At 65.6% G+C, this 16,101-nt stretch carries 16 protein-coding genes and 2 tRNA genes; 5 read left to right on the forward strand and 13 right to left on the reverse strand.

Annotated features, from left to right (window positions below; all coding sequences use genetic code 11):
• Positions 1-42: 42 nt before the first annotated feature.
• Positions 43-119, forward strand: a tRNA-Pro gene (locus tag INQ41_RS04860).
• A gap of 105 nt (positions 120-224) precedes the next feature.
• Here the strand turns inward: INQ41_RS04860 and dxs are convergent.
• From dxs to INQ41_RS04885, 5 genes are all read right to left on the reverse strand, one after another.
• The gene (gene dxs / locus INQ41_RS04865) at positions 225-2,144 is read right to left on the reverse strand and encodes a 1-deoxy-D-xylulose-5-phosphate synthase (RefSeq protein ID WP_193986695.1); all 1,920 of its coding nucleotides are present in this window, start codon (positions 2,142-2,144) and stop codon (positions 225-227) included.
• 86 nt (positions 2,145-2,230) lie between these two features.
• Entirely contained in the window at positions 2,231-3,361 is a 1,131-nt protein-coding gene (locus INQ41_RS04870; RefSeq protein ID WP_193986697.1) for a hypothetical protein, read from the reverse strand.
• 78 nt (positions 3,362-3,439) lie between these two features.
• Entirely contained in the window at positions 3,440-4,153 is a 714-nt protein-coding gene (locus tag INQ41_RS04875) for an HNH endonuclease (protein ID WP_193986699.1), read from the reverse strand.
• Between the two features lie 78 nt (positions 4,154-4,231).
• Positions 4,232-6,022 (reverse strand): acyl-CoA dehydrogenase C-terminal domain-containing protein, encoded by a 1,791-nt coding sequence (locus tag INQ41_RS04880; RefSeq protein WP_193986701.1) that lies wholly within the window; start codon positions 6,020-6,022, stop codon positions 4,232-4,234.
• A gap of 92 nt (positions 6,023-6,114) precedes the next feature.
• Positions 6,115-6,579, reverse strand: a complete 465-nt coding sequence (locus INQ41_RS04885) for an NDR1/HIN1-like protein (protein ID WP_193987220.1) — start codon at positions 6,577-6,579, stop codon at positions 6,115-6,117.
• A gap of 307 nt (positions 6,580-6,886) precedes the next feature.
• Between INQ41_RS04885 and INQ41_RS04890 the strand changes: the two genes are divergently transcribed.
• The 3 genes from INQ41_RS04890 to INQ41_RS04900 are packed head-to-tail and all read left to right on the forward strand — an operon-like array spanning position 6,887 to position 8,048.
• On the forward strand, positions 6,887-7,315 hold the full coding sequence (locus tag INQ41_RS04890; RefSeq protein ID WP_193986702.1) for a terminase large subunit domain-containing protein: 429 nt from the start codon (positions 6,887-6,889) through the stop codon (positions 7,313-7,315).
• A gap of 29 nt (positions 7,316-7,344) precedes the next feature.
• A complete protein-coding gene (locus INQ41_RS04895; protein ID WP_193986704.1) occupies positions 7,345-7,860 on the forward strand; it encodes a hypothetical protein in 516 nt (171 codons plus the stop codon).
• Between the two features lie 23 nt (positions 7,861-7,883).
• Positions 7,884-8,048, forward strand: coding sequence for a hypothetical protein (locus INQ41_RS04900; protein ID WP_193986705.1), 165 nt, complete (start codon positions 7,884-7,886; stop codon positions 8,046-8,048).
• Between the two features lie 61 nt (positions 8,049-8,109).
• On the opposite strand, the gene INQ41_RS04905 is transcribed toward INQ41_RS04900, so the two are convergent.
• The 4 genes from INQ41_RS04905 to INQ41_RS04920 form a co-directional block, all read right to left on the reverse strand.
• Entirely contained in the window at positions 8,110-8,565 is a 456-nt protein-coding gene (locus INQ41_RS04905) for a hypothetical protein (RefSeq protein ID WP_193986707.1), read from the reverse strand.
• A 1-nt stretch (position 8,566) separates the two neighbouring features.
• Positions 8,567-9,448 (reverse strand): DUF6731 family protein, encoded by an 882-nt coding sequence (locus tag INQ41_RS04910; protein ID WP_193986709.1) that lies wholly within the window; start codon positions 9,446-9,448, stop codon positions 8,567-8,569.
• 438 nt (positions 9,449-9,886) lie between these two features.
• Positions 9,887-10,753 (reverse strand): zinc ribbon domain-containing protein, encoded by an 867-nt coding sequence (locus INQ41_RS04915; protein ID WP_193986711.1) that lies wholly within the window; start codon positions 10,751-10,753, stop codon positions 9,887-9,889.
• 428 nt (positions 10,754-11,181) lie between these two features.
• Positions 11,182-11,257, reverse strand: a tRNA-Phe gene (locus INQ41_RS04920).
• Positions 11,258-11,348: 91 nt separating this feature from the next.
• Here INQ41_RS04920 and INQ41_RS04925 point away from each other — a divergent pair.
• The gene (locus INQ41_RS04925) at positions 11,349-11,852 is read left to right on the forward strand and encodes a DUF6491 family protein (protein ID WP_228076707.1); all 504 of its coding nucleotides are present in this window, start codon (positions 11,349-11,351) and stop codon (positions 11,850-11,852) included.
• 24 nt (positions 11,853-11,876) lie between these two features.
• Here INQ41_RS04925 and INQ41_RS04930 read toward each other — a convergent pair whose 3' ends face one another.
• The 4 genes from INQ41_RS04930 to ftsY are packed head-to-tail and all read right to left on the reverse strand — an operon-like array spanning position 11,877 to position 16,044.
• Positions 11,877-12,152: an oxidative damage protection protein gene (locus INQ41_RS04930; RefSeq protein ID WP_193986712.1), complete on the reverse strand. Its 276-nt coding sequence runs from the start codon at positions 12,150-12,152 to the stop codon at positions 11,877-11,879.
• On the reverse strand, positions 12,130-13,227 hold the full coding sequence (gene mutY, locus INQ41_RS04935) for an A/G-specific adenine glycosylase (RefSeq protein WP_193986714.1): 1,098 nt from the start codon (positions 13,225-13,227) through the stop codon (positions 12,130-12,132). The genes INQ41_RS04930 and mutY overlap by 23 nt, the downstream gene beginning before the upstream one ends.
• Complete coding sequence (locus INQ41_RS04940; RefSeq protein WP_193987392.1) at positions 13,224-14,669, reverse strand: AsmA family protein; 1,446 nt, start codon at positions 14,667-14,669, stop codon at positions 13,224-13,226. Before INQ41_RS04940 ends, mutY begins: the two co-directional genes overlap by 4 nt.
• A complete protein-coding gene (gene ftsY, locus INQ41_RS04945) occupies positions 14,578-16,044 on the reverse strand; it encodes a signal recognition particle-docking protein FtsY (RefSeq protein ID WP_193986716.1) in 1,467 nt (488 codons plus the stop codon). The genes INQ41_RS04940 and ftsY overlap by 92 nt, the downstream gene beginning before the upstream one ends.
• Positions 16,045-16,101 lie beyond the last annotated feature (57 nt).

A 16,101-nucleotide genomic window follows, 5' to 3' on the forward strand; every position in this document is an offset into this window, starting at 1 on the left:
ATACTCTTGCGTCGCCGGAACAGCGGCGCACGGCAACATCTTCGGGGCGTAGCGCAGCCTGGTAGCGCACTTGTCTGGGGGACAAGTGGTCGTCGGTTCAAATCCGGCCGCCCCGACCAATTTCAGCAATTGCCAGAATGCCTGCGGAGATCCCGCGGGCATTTTTCTTGCGCGATCAGACGGTCTGGTTTCCCGCGATCAGACGGTCTGGTTTCCGGAGACGGTCAGTTCACCGCGCTACGCGGTGGCGCGCTGTCGAGGTCGTGCCAGCGCTGGACAATCGCGCTGCGGATGCCGGCGACATCCAGGCCTGCCTCGGCCAGCAGTTCCTCGCGGCTGCCGTGGGCCTGGAAGGCATCGGGCAGGCCGAGGTGAAGGATGGATACGTCGACGCCCTCGGCCGCCAGCAGTTCGGCCACGCCGCTGCCGGCACCGCCGGCGACGACGTTGTCCTCCATGGTGACCAGTCCGTGATGCTCGGCGGCCAGCTGGAGGATGAGCGTCCGGTCCAGCGGTTTGACGAAGCGCATGTTGACCACGGTCAGCCCCAACGCCTGGCCGACCTCCTCGGCAGCCGGCACCAACGCGCCGAAGGCGAGCAGGGCGACGCGCGATCCACGCCTGCGCAGCTGCGCCTTGCCGATCTGCAACACGTCCAGTGCCGGTTGCACCGCGACCCCGGTGCCGCTCCCGCGCGGGTAGCGCACGGCCGCAGGGCCCTCGTAGCGGTAGCCGGTGGACAGCATCTGGCGGCACTCGTTCTCGTCGGCCGGGGTCATTACCACCATGCCGGGCACGCACCGCAGGTAGCTCAGGTCCAGGTTGCCCGCATGGGTGGCCCCGTCGGGACCGACCACGCCGGCGCGGTCGATGGCGAAGAGGACGTCCAGTTCCTGCAGCGCGACGTCATGGATGAGCTGGTCGTAGCCGCGCTGGAGGAAGGTCGAGTAGATCGCGACCACCGGCTTGGCGCCCTCGCAGGCCATTCCGGCCGCCAGCGTGACGGCATGCTGCTCGGCGATGGCGACATCGAAATAGCGCTGCGGATACTCCTTGCTGAAGCGCACCAGCCCGGAGCCTTCGCGCATCGCCGGGGTAATCCCCATCAACTTCTCATCGGCGGCGGCCATGTCGCAGATCCAGTCGCCGAACACGTCGGTGTAGGTCGGTTTCCTGGCGCCTGCCTTGCTGATCATGCCGAGCTCCGGGTCGAACGGCCCGACCGCGTGGTAGCCGATCTGGTCGCCTTCGGCGCGCTCGTAGCCCTTGCCCTTGGTGGTGATGATGTGGAGCAGCTGCGGGCCCTTCATGCCCTGCAGGGTCTTGAGCGTGCCGACCAGCGCTTCCATGTCGTGCCCGTCGATCGGGCCTGTGTAGTGGAAGCCCAACTCTTCGAACATCGTTGAAGGGACGAACATGCCCTTCCATTGTTCTTCCCAGCGTTTGACGAACTTCGCTGCCGGCCGGTGTTTGTCGCCCAGCAGGCGCTTGCCCCCCTCACGCAAGGCGTTGAGCGTGCGGCTGCCGGTCAGGCGCCCCAGCATCCGGGTCACCCCGCCGACGTTTTCCGAGATCGACATCTGGTTGTCGTTGAGGATGACCAGCAGGTTGGGCTCGATGCCGTCGCGCTCATCGCCCATGCCGCCGCCGTGCGCCAGCGCTTCGAACGCCATGCCACCGGTGATCGCGCCATCACCGATCACGGCGATCACCTTGCGCTCGTCGCCTGCACGCTGCAGCGCAATCGCCATTCCCAGGGCGGCCGAGATGCTGGTCGAGCTGTGACCGACGCCAAAGGTGTCGTACTCCGACTCCCCGCGCTTGGGGAACGGCGATACGCCGGCCTTCTGCTTGACCGTGTGGATCAGGTCGCGCCGACCGGTGAGGATCTTGTGCGGGTAGGTCTGGTGGCCGACGTCCCACACCAGGCGGTCGGTGGGCGTGTCGTAGAGCCAGTGCAAGGCGACCGTCAGCTCGATCACGCCCAGCCCGGCGCCGAAGTGGCCACCGGATTGCGCAACCTGCTCGATCAGGTAGCCGCGCAGCTCGTCGGCGATGACCGGCAGGTCCTCGACCGGGAACTGGCGCAGGTCGGCGGGCACCTGGATGCGCGAGAGACGAGGGTAGCGTTGCGGATCAATCATCAATACGGCGTCGGACGGTGGTGCCCCATTGTCCCGCCCGGGTCGCGGCGGGGCAAGGCGGGCCCGGATCGTGCGACCGCCGGAGTTCAGCGGCTGCGGAAGCGCCCGAACAGCCCAGTCGGCTTGCGCAGCTCGGGCTCCGGCTCGGGCAGTCGCTCGACCTCGGCAAAGCCTGTGGCCAGGTTGGCGTTGACGAAGTCGGTGACGTCGGCCAGCGGTACGCCGCTGGCCTCGGCGATCTCACCCAGCGTCGCCGCGCCCTTCATCATTACCGTGGCGATGCGGAAGTGGCGCGGGTACTCGCGCTCGGTCTGCGGCCACTTGAGCATCACGAAACGTGCCTGCGGATCGATCCCCGGGAGCAGTTGCCCGCTGCCGGCCAGGAGCCCGTCAAACCAGAGCAGGCGCGACAGAGGCTGTGGCGCGCCCGATGCCGCGGCCTGGCGCGACCAATCGGCGACCTCGGTGAAATCCGCGGCGACGGCTTCGCTGGTGACGTGCGGGACAAGCGGTCTGAGGGTCGCCGGTCCGAAGTATTCGCGCCGGTCCAGATCCAGCAGCAGGGTGACTCCCTCGCGCTGGAAACCCACCCGCCCGTTGATGCGGCCCGACGCGAGCCACTCGGTCAGGGTGCGCGGCTCCGCGGGTGCCGGCGGCGGAACGCTCGGGGGAACGTGCGGTGTCAGGGTCGGAGCCGCCGGCACGATGACTCCGGATGCCGCGCTGGCGGGCTCAACCGGGTCGAGCGGCTCCTCGGTCGGGACCGGAACCGCGTCCAGGCCAGTGGGCGGGCTCGCCTCCTCGTCGGCGTGGACCGGATGTTCCTCGGGCAGTTGGTCCTGCGGCTGCGGGGCGGCGGAGAAACCACTGGGCACAGACTCGGAAATGACGGGCGGTTCGCTGACCGGCGCAATTCCGGGCGCGAGCTCCGTCAGCAGGCGCTGGACCGAGCCGGTATCGAAGGGCTGCGCCAGGCGGAAGTCGGCCTGCGTGCGCGGGGCCGAGGTCAGTCCGATCACCGTCTTGCCCGCCGCATGCAGGCGCAACCAGCTCATCGGCCCGTACATGCTGTCCATGTCCACGATCACGTGCTCGGCGGCGTCACCGGGCAACAGCGACCAGGCATTGAGGAGCTGGGAGTTGGCAGCCGCGAAGGCGACCTTGAGGGACGCTTCAGTGGCCGGATCCATACCGGTCAGGCCGAGGGTGAGGGCCATTGTCGAGTCCATGTCTTAACAATCACCCAGTGTCGCGGAGCGTGCCGCGGGCGTCAATCAAGCCCATCACGGCTGACGTCAGCGGACGGCGGCCAGTGCGGACGTCCGCAGCACGAGGCCGTCGCGCGCGTGCTTTTTCGGCAGTTGGCTCTTCAGGAACGCCATCTGGTCGGCGAGGATGTTGCGGTTCGACAGGATCAGGTGCTCCACCCAGCTCGGCCGGTAGGGAACGGCGAGCAGCGGCATGTTGGCCTGCTGCGGGCTGCGGTTGCCCTTGCGCGAGTTGCAGTGGAAGCAGGCGGCGACGACGTTTTCCCAGACGTCGCGGCCGCCGCGGGACACCGGCTTCACGTGGTCGCGGGTCAGCTGGGGACGGTTGAATTGGCCGCCGCAGTACAGACAAAGATGCGCATCGCGGGCAAACAGCGCGGCATTGGTCAGCGTGGGCGTCGGGTTGACCGCACGTGCGCTGGCGTGACCGCGCGCCGCAACGATGGGATGCAGTCGCAGCACGCTGGGTTCGCCGCTGCGGCGGTTGTGCCCGCCGTGGACGGTCAGGCAGGGGTCGCCCAGCGTCCAGGCAACCGCGTCACGCGCATACAGGCACGCGGCGTGCTGCCAGTTCATCCAGTCCAGTACCCGCCCATGCGCGTCAAGAGACAGCAGGCGGACGGAGTCGAGGTGCTCGAGGGCGTGCCCGGTGGACACAGGCGTGTCCGGTTCCCACCCGCCGCCGGACGTGGCGGGGGGCAGGGTCCGGGCCACGAAGCGCGTCGCAGTGTCGGTTTCCATGAGAAATCGAGCATATACCCGATCCGGCCCGGTTTGTCCGCAAGGTTTTTCGCCGTCACCGTGCGGGATTTCGTTGATTCAGGCGTCGAACTGCTCCGCGTCTAGCGTCATCAGGGAGGCGCTGCCGCTGCGGATTGCCGCTGCGTGGGTGAGGGTACGCGGCAGGATGCGGGCGAAATAGAACTTCGCCGTTTCGCGCTTGCCGGCCTTGAATCCGTCCGAACTGCTGCCCGCCTCACTGACGGCAACGCTGCGCGCCCACCAGTAGGCCAACGCCACATAACCCGAATACATGAGGTAGTCGTAGGCGGCCGCGCCGATCTCTTCCGGATCGCGGCTGGCTTTGTCGACCACCTCCATGGTGAGCTGCTGCCACTGGGCGGCGTGCTTCTGCAGCGGGGCGATGAACTCGGCGACTTCGGGGTTGTCGGCGTGCTCGGTGCACAGCTGCTGGACCATGCCCAGCATCACCTTGAAACCCGCACCCTGCAGTTGCAGGATCTTGCGGCCGAGCAGGTCGATTGCCTGGATGCCGCTCGTGCCTTCATAAAGCGTCGTGATGCGGGCATCGCGGGCGAGCTGTTCGACGCCGTTCTCGGCGATGTAGCCATGGCCGCCGTAACACTGCACCGCATGATAGGTGCACTCCACGCCCCATTCGGTGAGGCAGGCCTTGACGATCGGCGTGATGAAGCCGACCAGATCGTCGGCCTGCTTGCGCTGTGCCTCGTCGGGAGAGTTGTGGGCGACGTCGATCTGCAGTCCGGCGTGGTAGCTCATCGCGCGGCCGCCTTCAACGAGGGCCTTGCAGGTCAGCAGCATGCGGCGCACGTCGGGGTGGACGATGATCGGATCGGCCGGCTTGTCGGGGAACTTGGGGCCCGACAGCGAGCGCATCTGCAGGCGTTCGCGGGCGTAGGCAAGGGCGTTCTGGTAGGCGCGATCGGACAGTCCGAGGCCCTGCAGCCCCACGGCGAGGCGGGCAGCGTTCATCATGGTGAACATGCCGCTCATGCCCTTGTTCGGCTGACCCACCAGATAGCCCTGGGCACCGTCGAAGTTGATCACGCAGGTCGCCGAGCCGTGGATGCCCATCTTGTGCTCGATGCTGCCGCAGCGCACCTGGTTGGGCTCGCCCATGCTGCCGTCGCGTCCCACGCGCAGCTTGGGCACGACAAACAGGGAAATTCCCTTGCTGCCGGCCGGGGAGTCGGGCAGGCGCGCCAGCACCAGGTGGACGATGTTTTCGGTCAGATCGTGCTCGCCGGCGGTGATGAAGATCTTGGTCCCGGTGATGGCGTAGCTGCCGTCATCGTTGGGTTCGGCACGGGTCTTCAACAGTCCCAGGTCGGTGCCGCAGTGCGGTTCGGTCAGGCACATGGTGCCGGTCCAGCGACCCTCGACCAGTGGCTTGAGGAACACCTCGCGCTGCCAGTCCTCGCCGTGATGCACCAGCGCTTCGGTCGCGCCGTGGGAAAGCAGCGGGAAGTTGCCCCAGGCAAGGTTGGCGGCGTCGATCATTTCCTTCTGCGCGAAGCCCACTGCCTGCGGCAGGCCCTGGCCGCCGAACTCGGTGGACGCGACCAGGCCGGTCCAGCCACCGTCGACATACTGCGAATAGGCTTCCTTGAAGCCCGTCGGGGTCGTCACATCGCCAGTCGCCTGGTCAAAAGTGCAGCCTTCGCGGTCGCCCACTTCATTAAGCGGCGCGAGCACTTCCTCGGAAAAACGGGCGCTCTCGTCCAGCACCGCGTCGACGAGCTCGCGGCTGGCGTCCGCAAAACCCAGGCGCTGGAATTCTGATTCCGCGCCCAACAGGTCGAACAGGACGAAACGCATATCCCGCAGGGGGGCTTTGTACTGGCTCATGCCGGCCTCGCTTTATTTGAGGAAAGTGGGGTGGCGTCGTGCGGGTGCCGGACGCGCCGGCGCAGCGCGACGCCGCGATCGGGAAACAAAATTCAGCGAAGCACGCCGGACAGACCCGGGGCAGGGCTGAGTGCGCTGGAGCGCTTGATCTTGAACTCGCGCTGACGCTGCTCGTCGGGCGTCGCGGTCACCATACCGTCCAGCGAGTACTGCACGCCCTGGCGGCTCGCCAACCCGTCGGCGACCGCGAGTTTGGCGGCAACCGTAGGCGAGACCGTGACGCTGATGACGTCGGCGGACTCCGGTCCAATGGTCAGCGCGGGATGGGCGCTCAGCGTGCCCGCGTCCTGGTCGCCGATTTTCATCGCCAACTGAAGGCTGTCAAAGCGCATCGGGATACTGCTGAAGTTCTCGATCCGCAGATCAGCCGTCCAGCTGCCATCGGCGAGCACGGTGAGCTGCTGGATCCTGGCCGAGGGCTCTGACACCCGGCGTACCGGTCCACTGGCGCACGCGACCAGGGTCGCAACGCAAACCAGCCAAACCGCCCACCGCATCCCGCGTGTTGCCCGCATGTCGACCGCTCCGTCTTGATTGCCACGAGCATACTACGGCGCATGGTGCGGGCGCCGCAAAGTCCGGACCCCGGAAACGCGAAACCCCGCAGCGGCTGTGGCCGTTGCAGGGCTTGGTCTTGCGGTGCCACCAAATGGTGGCCGGGGAGGGAATCGAACCCCCGACACGGGGATTTTCAAGGAGTCCACGGGCACTCCCTAACCCCTTGCTTTGCCTGGCAATTCCTCTGTAGAGTGGCGCTAAGTCACTGTCAAAGAGACCTACCACGCGCTCGAGGACGCGCCCCGCGTGGTCAACGAGAATGTCACCACTCTGGAAATCGAGAACGGCGTGGGGATCATCGCGCTCCCCGGCAGTGAAGCGACCATCCGCGGCTTCTCTGGCGCAAAGGTCGTGATTGTCGATGAAGCCTCCCGCGTCGAAGACGGCCTCATGGCGGGCATCCGCCCAATGCTCGCGACGACGCAAGGCCGGTTGATCGCGCTGACCACGCCCTACGGCAAGCGCGGCTGGTTCTATGAGGCGTGGGAGTACGGCGGGGATCGTTGGGGACGGATCAAGGTCACGGCGCACGACTGCCCGCGCATCGACCCCGAATGGCTGGAAGAGGAACGCCAAGGCATGGGCGACTGGCAATTCCGGCAGGAGTACCTGTGCGAGCTCGTGGACACGGACGAGCAGTTCTTCGCATCCGACCTCATCGAAGCCGCTCGATGACGACCTCGAACCCCATTGCAGCTAGGCCGATGGAATCCCTGCCGCTGCAACAGCCAGAAATTGATTACCGCAGTTCCTGGGCGGTCGGCGTCGATATCGGGCAGGCCCGCGATCCGACCGCTGTGGTCATCGTGGAGCGCATCACTGGCGTCCATGCACGCGCCAACGCCCCGCACTACATCGGCCCGATTCCGCGCTATCGTCCCGTCTATCGCATCCGCCACATGGAGCGTCTGCCGCGCGGCACGCCGTATCCCTCGCAGGTGCGCGCAGTCATGGATCGGCTGGAACGTGCGCCGCTGGACAAGCTCAAGCCGCGCATCCTGCTCGACTCCACCGGTGTCGGCCGTCCGGTCTTCGATATGTTCCGGCAGGCGGGATTGCTGCGCGGCGAGGCCATCACGATCGCTGGCGGGCGCGAGACGACCGAAACGGAGTTTTCGGCTTCGCGGTGCCGAAGGTTACGCTGGTCAGCCGCCTACAGGCGCTGCTGCACTCCGGCGACCTTCGCATCCCGCGCGCGCTGCCCGATGCGGCGGTCCTGACCCGCGAGTTGCAGGAGTTCCGGGTGAAGTACACAGACGCAGGCAGCGCGACGTTCAATGCCCGCGAAGGCGAGCACGATGACCTGGTGCTGGCCCTCGCCATCGCCGTCTTCGGGCTGTCCGAATCAACGTGCGCTACGGCCGAGTCCCTGCGCGAGTACTCGCACCGCCAGTTCTTCTCACGCTAGGCAGCGCCCCGGGCGTCTAAGGGCTCGTCCTCGGCCGGTGGGGACGCCGGGGGTGCCAGTGTCACTCCTCGTCCGGATCGTCAGAGTTGTTGCTCACTAGCAACGCGACGGAAATGCGCGTGATCCGGTACAAAGCGAGAAGTGCGAAACTGAGGAGCCCAAAAAGCAGCGCAGCATGGATCTCGGGAAACTTTATCGCATTAGCAAAACCGACCATCGCCAGGATGCATAGAAGCAACGATCCGTAGATTCCTTCGCGTAGGTAGCGCAACAAATCTTCTATGTACCCAGACTCATTAAGCCGCTTCTGCACAGGCCCGCTCATAGTCAGCAAGAGGGTCTTCACTGTCGCAAGAAAGCCCGCAAATATGCCGCCAAGCGAAACAAGCGATGCCAGCATATTTTCGCTATAGCTAATCGAGTAGCCCTTATGGTGAATCCACAACACCACGGCAAACGCGACCATACCCCCGACGTAGGGGTAGTAGCGTTCGCGTTGTAGTGGGGTTAGCTTCATTTCAGATCCGTGTGGACGCGGACTTCAATGCATCATATCGAGCTTGCAAAGGCAGCCGGTAATCGGCTCCGAGATGAATGGTTGCTTCGGTTTCGATCAACTCTTCGAGCAGATCGATAGGCTCAAACTCGGCCTTCGCGACCGTCTCTTTGCGCTTGCCCCGCTTGCCAACCGTTACCGTCGTCTCCGGCTCGTCGCCGCCATACGCCCTGGCCTTAAGGAGTCCAGCAAAGGGCAGCACTGCTAGAACGTCGTCCTTAATTTCCTGAAGAGACTTTCGTGGGTCCCTCTTCGAGATGGTCAGGGTCAAGAATAGTTTGTCCGCCGAATATCCCTGGCCGATCTCCGCCGCGTCAGTCAGAGAATTGCCTTGAATCCTGTCAGCCGGTCCCATCTTGGTAAGGTCAAATCCAATCTCAATGCGACGCGTAATGTCCTGATTCTGGAACCTGCGCTCTGCGTCATGCTCGAGCTTCGGGGAAATCCGGTAGCCCGGTTCGTGGCCGGAATAGATGCTGAGGTACGTCGCCATCGCGCTATGCCTCACTCCGATGTGGTTGTACTGGATGTACATGTAGCGCGTAGCCGGATCGTAAAGAGCCGCAGTGTCTTCGCCGAACGACTCACCAGAGGCGAAAGCGAAGCCCTGAATGGATTGCGATGCGTGGAAGCGTCCTGGCCCGTGGCCCGTTCGATTGCGAACGAAGTTGAGCAGCCACAGCCCGGTAGCCGGGTCTTGAACAACATCGTCCAGTCGGAACTTGACACCGTTAATCGTGCGCGTGCGACTTGCGATGGCATTGCCGTGAATCTGCGTAAGCAGGTCTCCCAGCTTCGGGACAGCGCGGCTATGCCTTGCTACGCGAAACTTCTGGATCTTCATCCGTGAAGTTGGGGCGCTAAGCACCGGTAGTGGCGGAAGTACAGGTGTGTTCATGGTGCCCCCCTCAATAAATCCCTGATATCGCTTAATGGTTGCATATCTACCCAGTCGCCCCGTGGGCCGTGGGGTTATCGTCGCGGTTCCCCGTCGCATAGGCCGCGACTCGATCTCAGCGGATGAGACTTGCCGAGACAATGCTGGGGCCCTTCACTCTTAGGCCTCGACCATGCCCAGATACCGCACCATCGCCTGTGACCATTGCGGCCATATGCTGCTAAAGCGAGACACCGAATGCGAAGTCTGCGGACGGATGACGCGGCGCGAGCGGACCCTATGGATCGCCAAGGCCGTTCAGATCGCCGTCGTCCTTGCCGTCTCCGCTTTCATCTACTTCAAGGTCAAAGGTCTAATGCCCTTGTAGAGCCAGGGCGTCGAGGGCTACTGCTGTTTCATTCGCTGAGGATTGAAACCCTTGACGTTGAACTCCAGTACCTGCACTCCGTTGTGATAGAGGTTCATCTCGATCTTGACCCGCTTCGCCGACTGCAACTTCTTGGCGATGCTGTACGGTAAGAAGACAGTCTCGCTGCTGTTGTCGGCGGGCTCGTTTCCGCTGTAGGTGACGGGTTGGGCATCATCGAATCGGATGCGCACCGGACACTCGTAACTACTGCAGAGGATCTGTCCCTTTTCGATTGAGACGATCACATCGTTGCCCCACTTGGGATGGCGTCGAATCGCTAGCGTTCCGCGCTGCGCGCCCTGATACGGAAAATCTAGACTGAGGACGTTGTCGCTAGCGACGGCGGCGTATTCGATGCGCTTGCCCGACATGCCATCTTCTTCATTGCTGTACGACCATGCGCCGTAAGTCTTCTCTTCTTCCACCTGCGCGCTGAGCTTCGGCAAGTCCTCCTTGGCTGCGGCAGCCTCGGGCCGGTCTGGGAACTCAGCGATGATGTTCTTTGCGTAGCTCTCTCGGAGCGACGCCGGCACGGATTCGTCGGTAAGGCCAGCGGCCCACGTCTTGAACATTGCCTCATCGGGTACCGGCTTGGCCGCCGCAACTGGAGGGGTGGGCGCTGTTGGCACAATCTCCTCGTTGGACGGAGCGCCGATGCTGCTGCACATGCGAACCAAGATCAGCAAGGCGATACCGCCTCCGATCCACTTCAAAGCCCGTCGGCCACTCGCTCCTTGCATCGCCCGAGCTGCGACCGCATCGACTGGCGCGCCGCAATGTGGACAAGTTGCAGCCTTGTCGCTGATGTCCTTGCGGCATTCGAGACAACGGATCATTGCCATGTAGGAGCCCCCTCTCCTCTATCCCCATGCCAAGCCTACCGCATGGCGTCTCCCTGACCGGGACCCGAGAAAAAGTCTGACATGTGGTCATCGGATCGATGTGCATTGCCGGGTAGGAAAAGCCCCCGCGCAGGAGTCAGAAGATCCGCCCCCGGAACGTCCGGAAACTCCCCCTCGATCCTGTCCCCCGAAGCCGTCCGGGATCGCCCCCCAGTCGCCCAGGAACCCAGCTGCCCGACTCGGGGGATCGTCCCCCGCTTGGGAGGGTTGCCGCGTCCCTGAGCGCGTCCTGTGCGGACGCATGCGCCGGCCCGTTGATGGATATCCGAAGCGTATGCATCGGAGAGGGATACGCGGACGACAGACAAGAAAAAAGGCCGCGATTGCTCGCAGCCCTTGATCCATCTACTTCACGCGAATCCACCAAATGGTGGCCGGGGAGGGAATCGAACCCCCGACACGGGGATTTTCAATCCCCTGCTCTACCAACTGAGCTACCCGGCCATGTCACGGGCTGGCCGTGAAGGAGCGGAACTATAGCGGGGCAGTCGCTTGCCTGCAAGCTGCGGCGCCGGTCGATCACGCTTCACCACCGATGAAGGCCGGTGACGGGATCATTGCTGTTCACAGGCCCGCGGCGAAGCAGGCCGCTGCCAAATCGGAGTCGGTCATGAGGAATCTGTTGTTTGCCATTGTGATTTCGCTGGTTGTGGGGGCGTGCGCGAGCGCGGGCTCACGCCTGACCGATGACCAGCGTCTGGAGATCCACCGCGCGCATGCGGGCGCGCCGGTCCGCAGCTTCCAGAATTTCGGCACCCTGTACAGCTGGACGGCGCTCGGTGACAGCGCACTGACGGTGTGGACGCGTCGCCACCAGGCGTATCTGCTGGAACTTGATGGCCGCTGCCCTGATCTGGACTTCTCACACACGATTGGCTTCAGCGCGCAGGGCGGGACCGTGTTCGCCGGCATGGACAGCGTGGTCGTGCTGGACCGTCAGAACACAAGTTTTCCGTGCCGGATCAGGGAGATCCGTCCGGTCGACACCAAGGCGGTGGAGAACGCCGAGCGCCGTGCGCGCGAGCGCTCGGTGCATTGAGCATGGCGTCATCAGCCAGCCGGCTCAGTCCTGTTCGGGTGGGACGTAGCCGGCCACCTGGGTGACGTTGCCTTCGAAAAGGAACGCGAGCATCTGCTCCTGCAGGAACCTGCGGTGCGCCGGGTCCATCGGCGACAGGCGGTTTTCGTTGATCAGCATGGTCTGGTGCGCCAGCCATTTCGCCCATGCGGGTTTGCCGATGTGGGCGAAGACGCGCTGGCCGGCCTCGCCGGGCCAGGGCGCGAAGTCGAGGCCTTCGGCGTCGCGCTTCTCGAATTCACAGTAGACGGTACGGGTCATCGAATTCCTCGTGGGATGGTCGGCCGCCTTCCAGCAGGCGGCGGATGGGCGCGGGGATGCCCAGCGTGGCCAGATCTGCCGGTGCGACCCAGCGCGAATGGTTATTGTCCTGCACCGCGCTGCGCAGGGCGACTCCGCGCCACCGCCGGGGCAACAGGTCCAGCTTGTAGTGGCTGAAAGCGTGGGCGATCGGTGGCAACACATCCCCATCGCCGTTGGCGCCGTCGATATGAGCGCGCAGGAAGTCCGCCACCGTGGCGTCATCGTCGGCTTGCGGCAGGGTCCACAACGATGCCCAGATGCCAACGGGAGGACGTTTTTGCAGCAGGACGCGGCCGTTTTCGTCCTCCAGCCACATGATCCATGCTTGGCGGTGCGGCACGGCCTTCGCGGGTTTGCGTGTTGGCAGCTCCGCGGTGCGGCCATGAAGGTAGGCGGCGCAATCCGCGGACAATGGGCAGGAGCCGCATGATGGGCGGGCGCGGGTGCAGATCGTCGCACCCAGATCCATCTGCGCCTGGGTGTAGTCGGCCAGGCGGTCATGGGGCAGGTGCTGCTCGGCAAACACCCACAGCTGGCGCTCGACCGCAGGCGATCCGGGCCAGCCGTCCACGCCGTGGAATCGCGCAAGGCCCCGTTTCACGTTGCCATCGAGAATGGCGTGGCGGTCGCCCCAGGCCTGGGCGAGGATGGCTGCGGCGGTGCTGCGGCCGATGCCCGGCAGCGCGACCAGGGCGTCAAGGTCACGGGGCAGTTCGCCGGCGTGCGCAGACATGCACTCCTGCGCGGCCCGGTGCAGGTTGCGCGCGCGGCTGTAGTAGCCAAGCCCCGACCACAGCGCGAGGACGTCATCCATCGGTGCGGCGGCGAGGGCCTGCAGGCTGGGCAGGGCGGCGACGAAGCGCTCAAAGTAGGGCGCGGCGGTCTTGACCTGGGTTTGCTGGAGCATCACCTCCGACAGCCAGACCCGGTAAGGCGAGCGCGGATGCTGCCACGGGAGATCGTGACGGCCGTGGTCGTCGAACCAGTGCAGCAGGCGGCTGGCGAAGCTGTCTGCCTTGACGGTCGCCTTCATCGGCCCGGTCCGGAATCCGGAAGGCGATCGGGGTCCGGCAGCCCGTCGCCGCCCTCGTGGTCGCCGTCATCGATTTGTAGTCGCACGCCGGTCAGGGTCGCACCGACGACTTCAATCCGTGGCGTCGTCAGGGTTCCCGTGAGGGGCGGCAGCGGGGTGCCGTCGGCCAGCTGCGCGATCCAGTCAGTCAGCTCGGGCAGCCGGAATTGTCCGTCGAAGCGGGTTTCGTCCCGGCTCAGTTGCAGGTTCAGCGGGTCCGAAAAGTCGGTAGTGCCGGCGTAGTCCACGGTGAACGGGAGTGGGGAGTCCGATTCGCCCAGCGGCGCGGGCAGTGCCGGCCATTGCGCGGGCCAATCGGCAACTTGGCCTGAGAGGTGAAGCGCAAGGGCATCGTCGAGCGCGAGGGAACCGGTAGCGTCGACTCTCTCCGGGACCTTGTCCTGCCCACGGACGGCTGCAGCCAGCGGCGCCACGACCAGGTCGCCGCCTCGATAGCGCACGCGGCCGGACATTCCCAGCGCAAATGCAATCGTGGGATCTTCGTCGGAGGGCTCGCGAAGCCAGCGTGCGTGGACGCCCAGCCGGGTTGCATCCAGGCCGATTCCGTCCGCGGCGTCGCGCAGGACTCCCGACAGGTTCAGCGCCAGCGGCATCCGCGATTGCCCGCTGCGAACACTGGCGGTGCCCGCAATGGCGGCACCGGCGCCGATCGCCGGTCGGGTCAGGGCCAACTGCAAATCGAACGGGGCGGTCGTGGTGGACATGCGCAGGCTCCCGGTCACGCGCGCAGCAAGCGCTTGGCTCGCCGACACGTGATCGGTGGCAATACCCAGACGATCCGCCGACCAGCCATCGCCCGCCACGAGGCCGCGGGTGATGCGCAGGCCATCGGTCAGCGTGGGCATGCGCAGCGGCCCGCCCTCTGGCCGGGTTGCCAACCAGTCCTGCAGCGCGCTCAGATCGAGCTGCGGCCCGTCGAGCTCGACCCGGCCGATGGTGAGGTCTTCGCCACCGGCCCACAGGGTTGCCCATGGCAATGCCAGATAAGCGCGCTCGGCGGTGAGCAGGGCCGTCGCGCTGCCGGGCTGGCGAACGTCAAGGCCGCGAACGGTCAGCATCGGCGTTCCGCGCAGGCGGTATTCACTTGGTCCCGATGCGGTGATCCGCAGTCCGAGCGAGGTTCCGACCTGATCCAGTATCAACTCGCTCAGCCGTGCAGGACGCGAGATCCAGCCGATCGACGCGACGAGGCCCAGGAGGACCACCACAGCGACGATCGCGGCAATCCGACCGCCGCGTCGCCAAGCGGAGCGGGGCGCGGGAGTGGTTTCCGCGGGCATGGCGCGCGCGTCAGCCGCCGAGCGTGTCCGGCAACAGCGCGTCCACGAACGCCTCGGCATCGAAGACCCGCAGATCCTCGAGCTTCTCGCCGATGCCCGCATAGCGGATCGGGATGCCGAATTCGCGGGCCAGGGCGAACACGACGCCACCCTTGGCGGTGCCGTCCAGCTTGGTCACGACGAGCCCCGTCACCTGCACGGCCGCATGGAACTGGCGCAATTGCGAGAGCGCGTTCTGGCCGGTCGTGCCGTCGATCACCATCAGCACCTCGTGCGGGGCGGCGGGGTCAAGCTTCTGCATGACGCGCTTGATCTTTCCCAACTCCGCCATCAGGCCCTGCTGGGTGTGCAGCCTGCCGGCCGTATCGGCGATCAGCACCTGGGTGCCGCGCGCCTTGGCCGCCTGCAGCGCGTCGAATGCCACCGAGGCGGCATCGGCATTCTGGCCCTGGGCGATCACGGGCACGCCGTTGCGCTCGCCCCAGGTCTGCAACTGGGCGACCGCGGCCGCCCGGAAGGTGTCGCCGGCGGCAAGCATCAGCGAGTGCCCCTCGCCCTTGAAGCGACGCGCCAGCTTGCCGATGGTCGTGGTCTTGCCGACACCGTTGACACCCACGGTGAGGACAACGAACGGTTTGGCGGCGGCGTCGATCCTCAGCGGCACTGCAACGGGAGCGAGCAGGTCGACCAGGTCCTGGCGCAAGGCCTTCAGCAAGGCTGAGGAGTCGGCGAACTCACGCGCCTTCATGCGCTTGCGCAGGTCTTCGACCAGATCGGTGGTCGCCGTCACCCCGACGTCGGCGATGATCAGTGCGGTTTCGATCTCGTCCAGCAGGTCATCGTCAAGGCGGGGGTTGCCCTGGAACAGTCCGCCGAACGTGCGCGCGAACGCCGTGCCGCGCAGTCGTTCGCGCCAGCCGCCTTTCGCCGGAGCGTCGGTCCGGCCGACGGCCGCGACGGAGGCGCTATGGGCGGGCTCAGCGGTATCTGCATCTGCTGCTGGTGTCGCGACGGTCTCAACCGGGCGCGGCACGTCGGAAGCGGGCCGGACTGGCGGCGCGGACGGCACTGGCGGCACAGGCGGCGGTACGGGAGTCGCCGGCTGCACAGATGGTGCAGTCGGTGCGCGGGTCTCTACCGGCGTCGGTGCTGCAGGGGCAGGCTCGGATAACGTTGGAACGGGAACGACCGGCGGCTCGGTACGAACAGGCGCGGGCGGCTCGGCCGTCTCCGCTGACGCAAGCTCCTGCCGGCGCTCGCGCAGCCCAGCAAGCTCGGCCGGCGCCGGCTGCGTCGGGGCGGACGGCTGGTCAGATGCGCCCACCCCGGAACGCGCCGGCGGCACGTCGCTTTCCACTTTCTCAACGTCACTTTTTTCCTGCTGCGCCCCCGGAAACGCCGCGGCGAGCTCCTCGGTGCTGTAGCGGCGCTCGGAGGGTGCGGAACCGGGCTTTTTCCGGCGAAAGAAACTGGCCATCGACAGTAGGTTTCACGAATGCGCGAGAATGGCGCCCATGCTAGCACCGCCTGATTT

This window comes from Lysobacter ciconiae, assembly GCF_015209725.1.
Taxonomy (GTDB): Bacteria; Pseudomonadota; Gammaproteobacteria; order Xanthomonadales; family Xanthomonadaceae; genus Novilysobacter; species Novilysobacter ciconiae.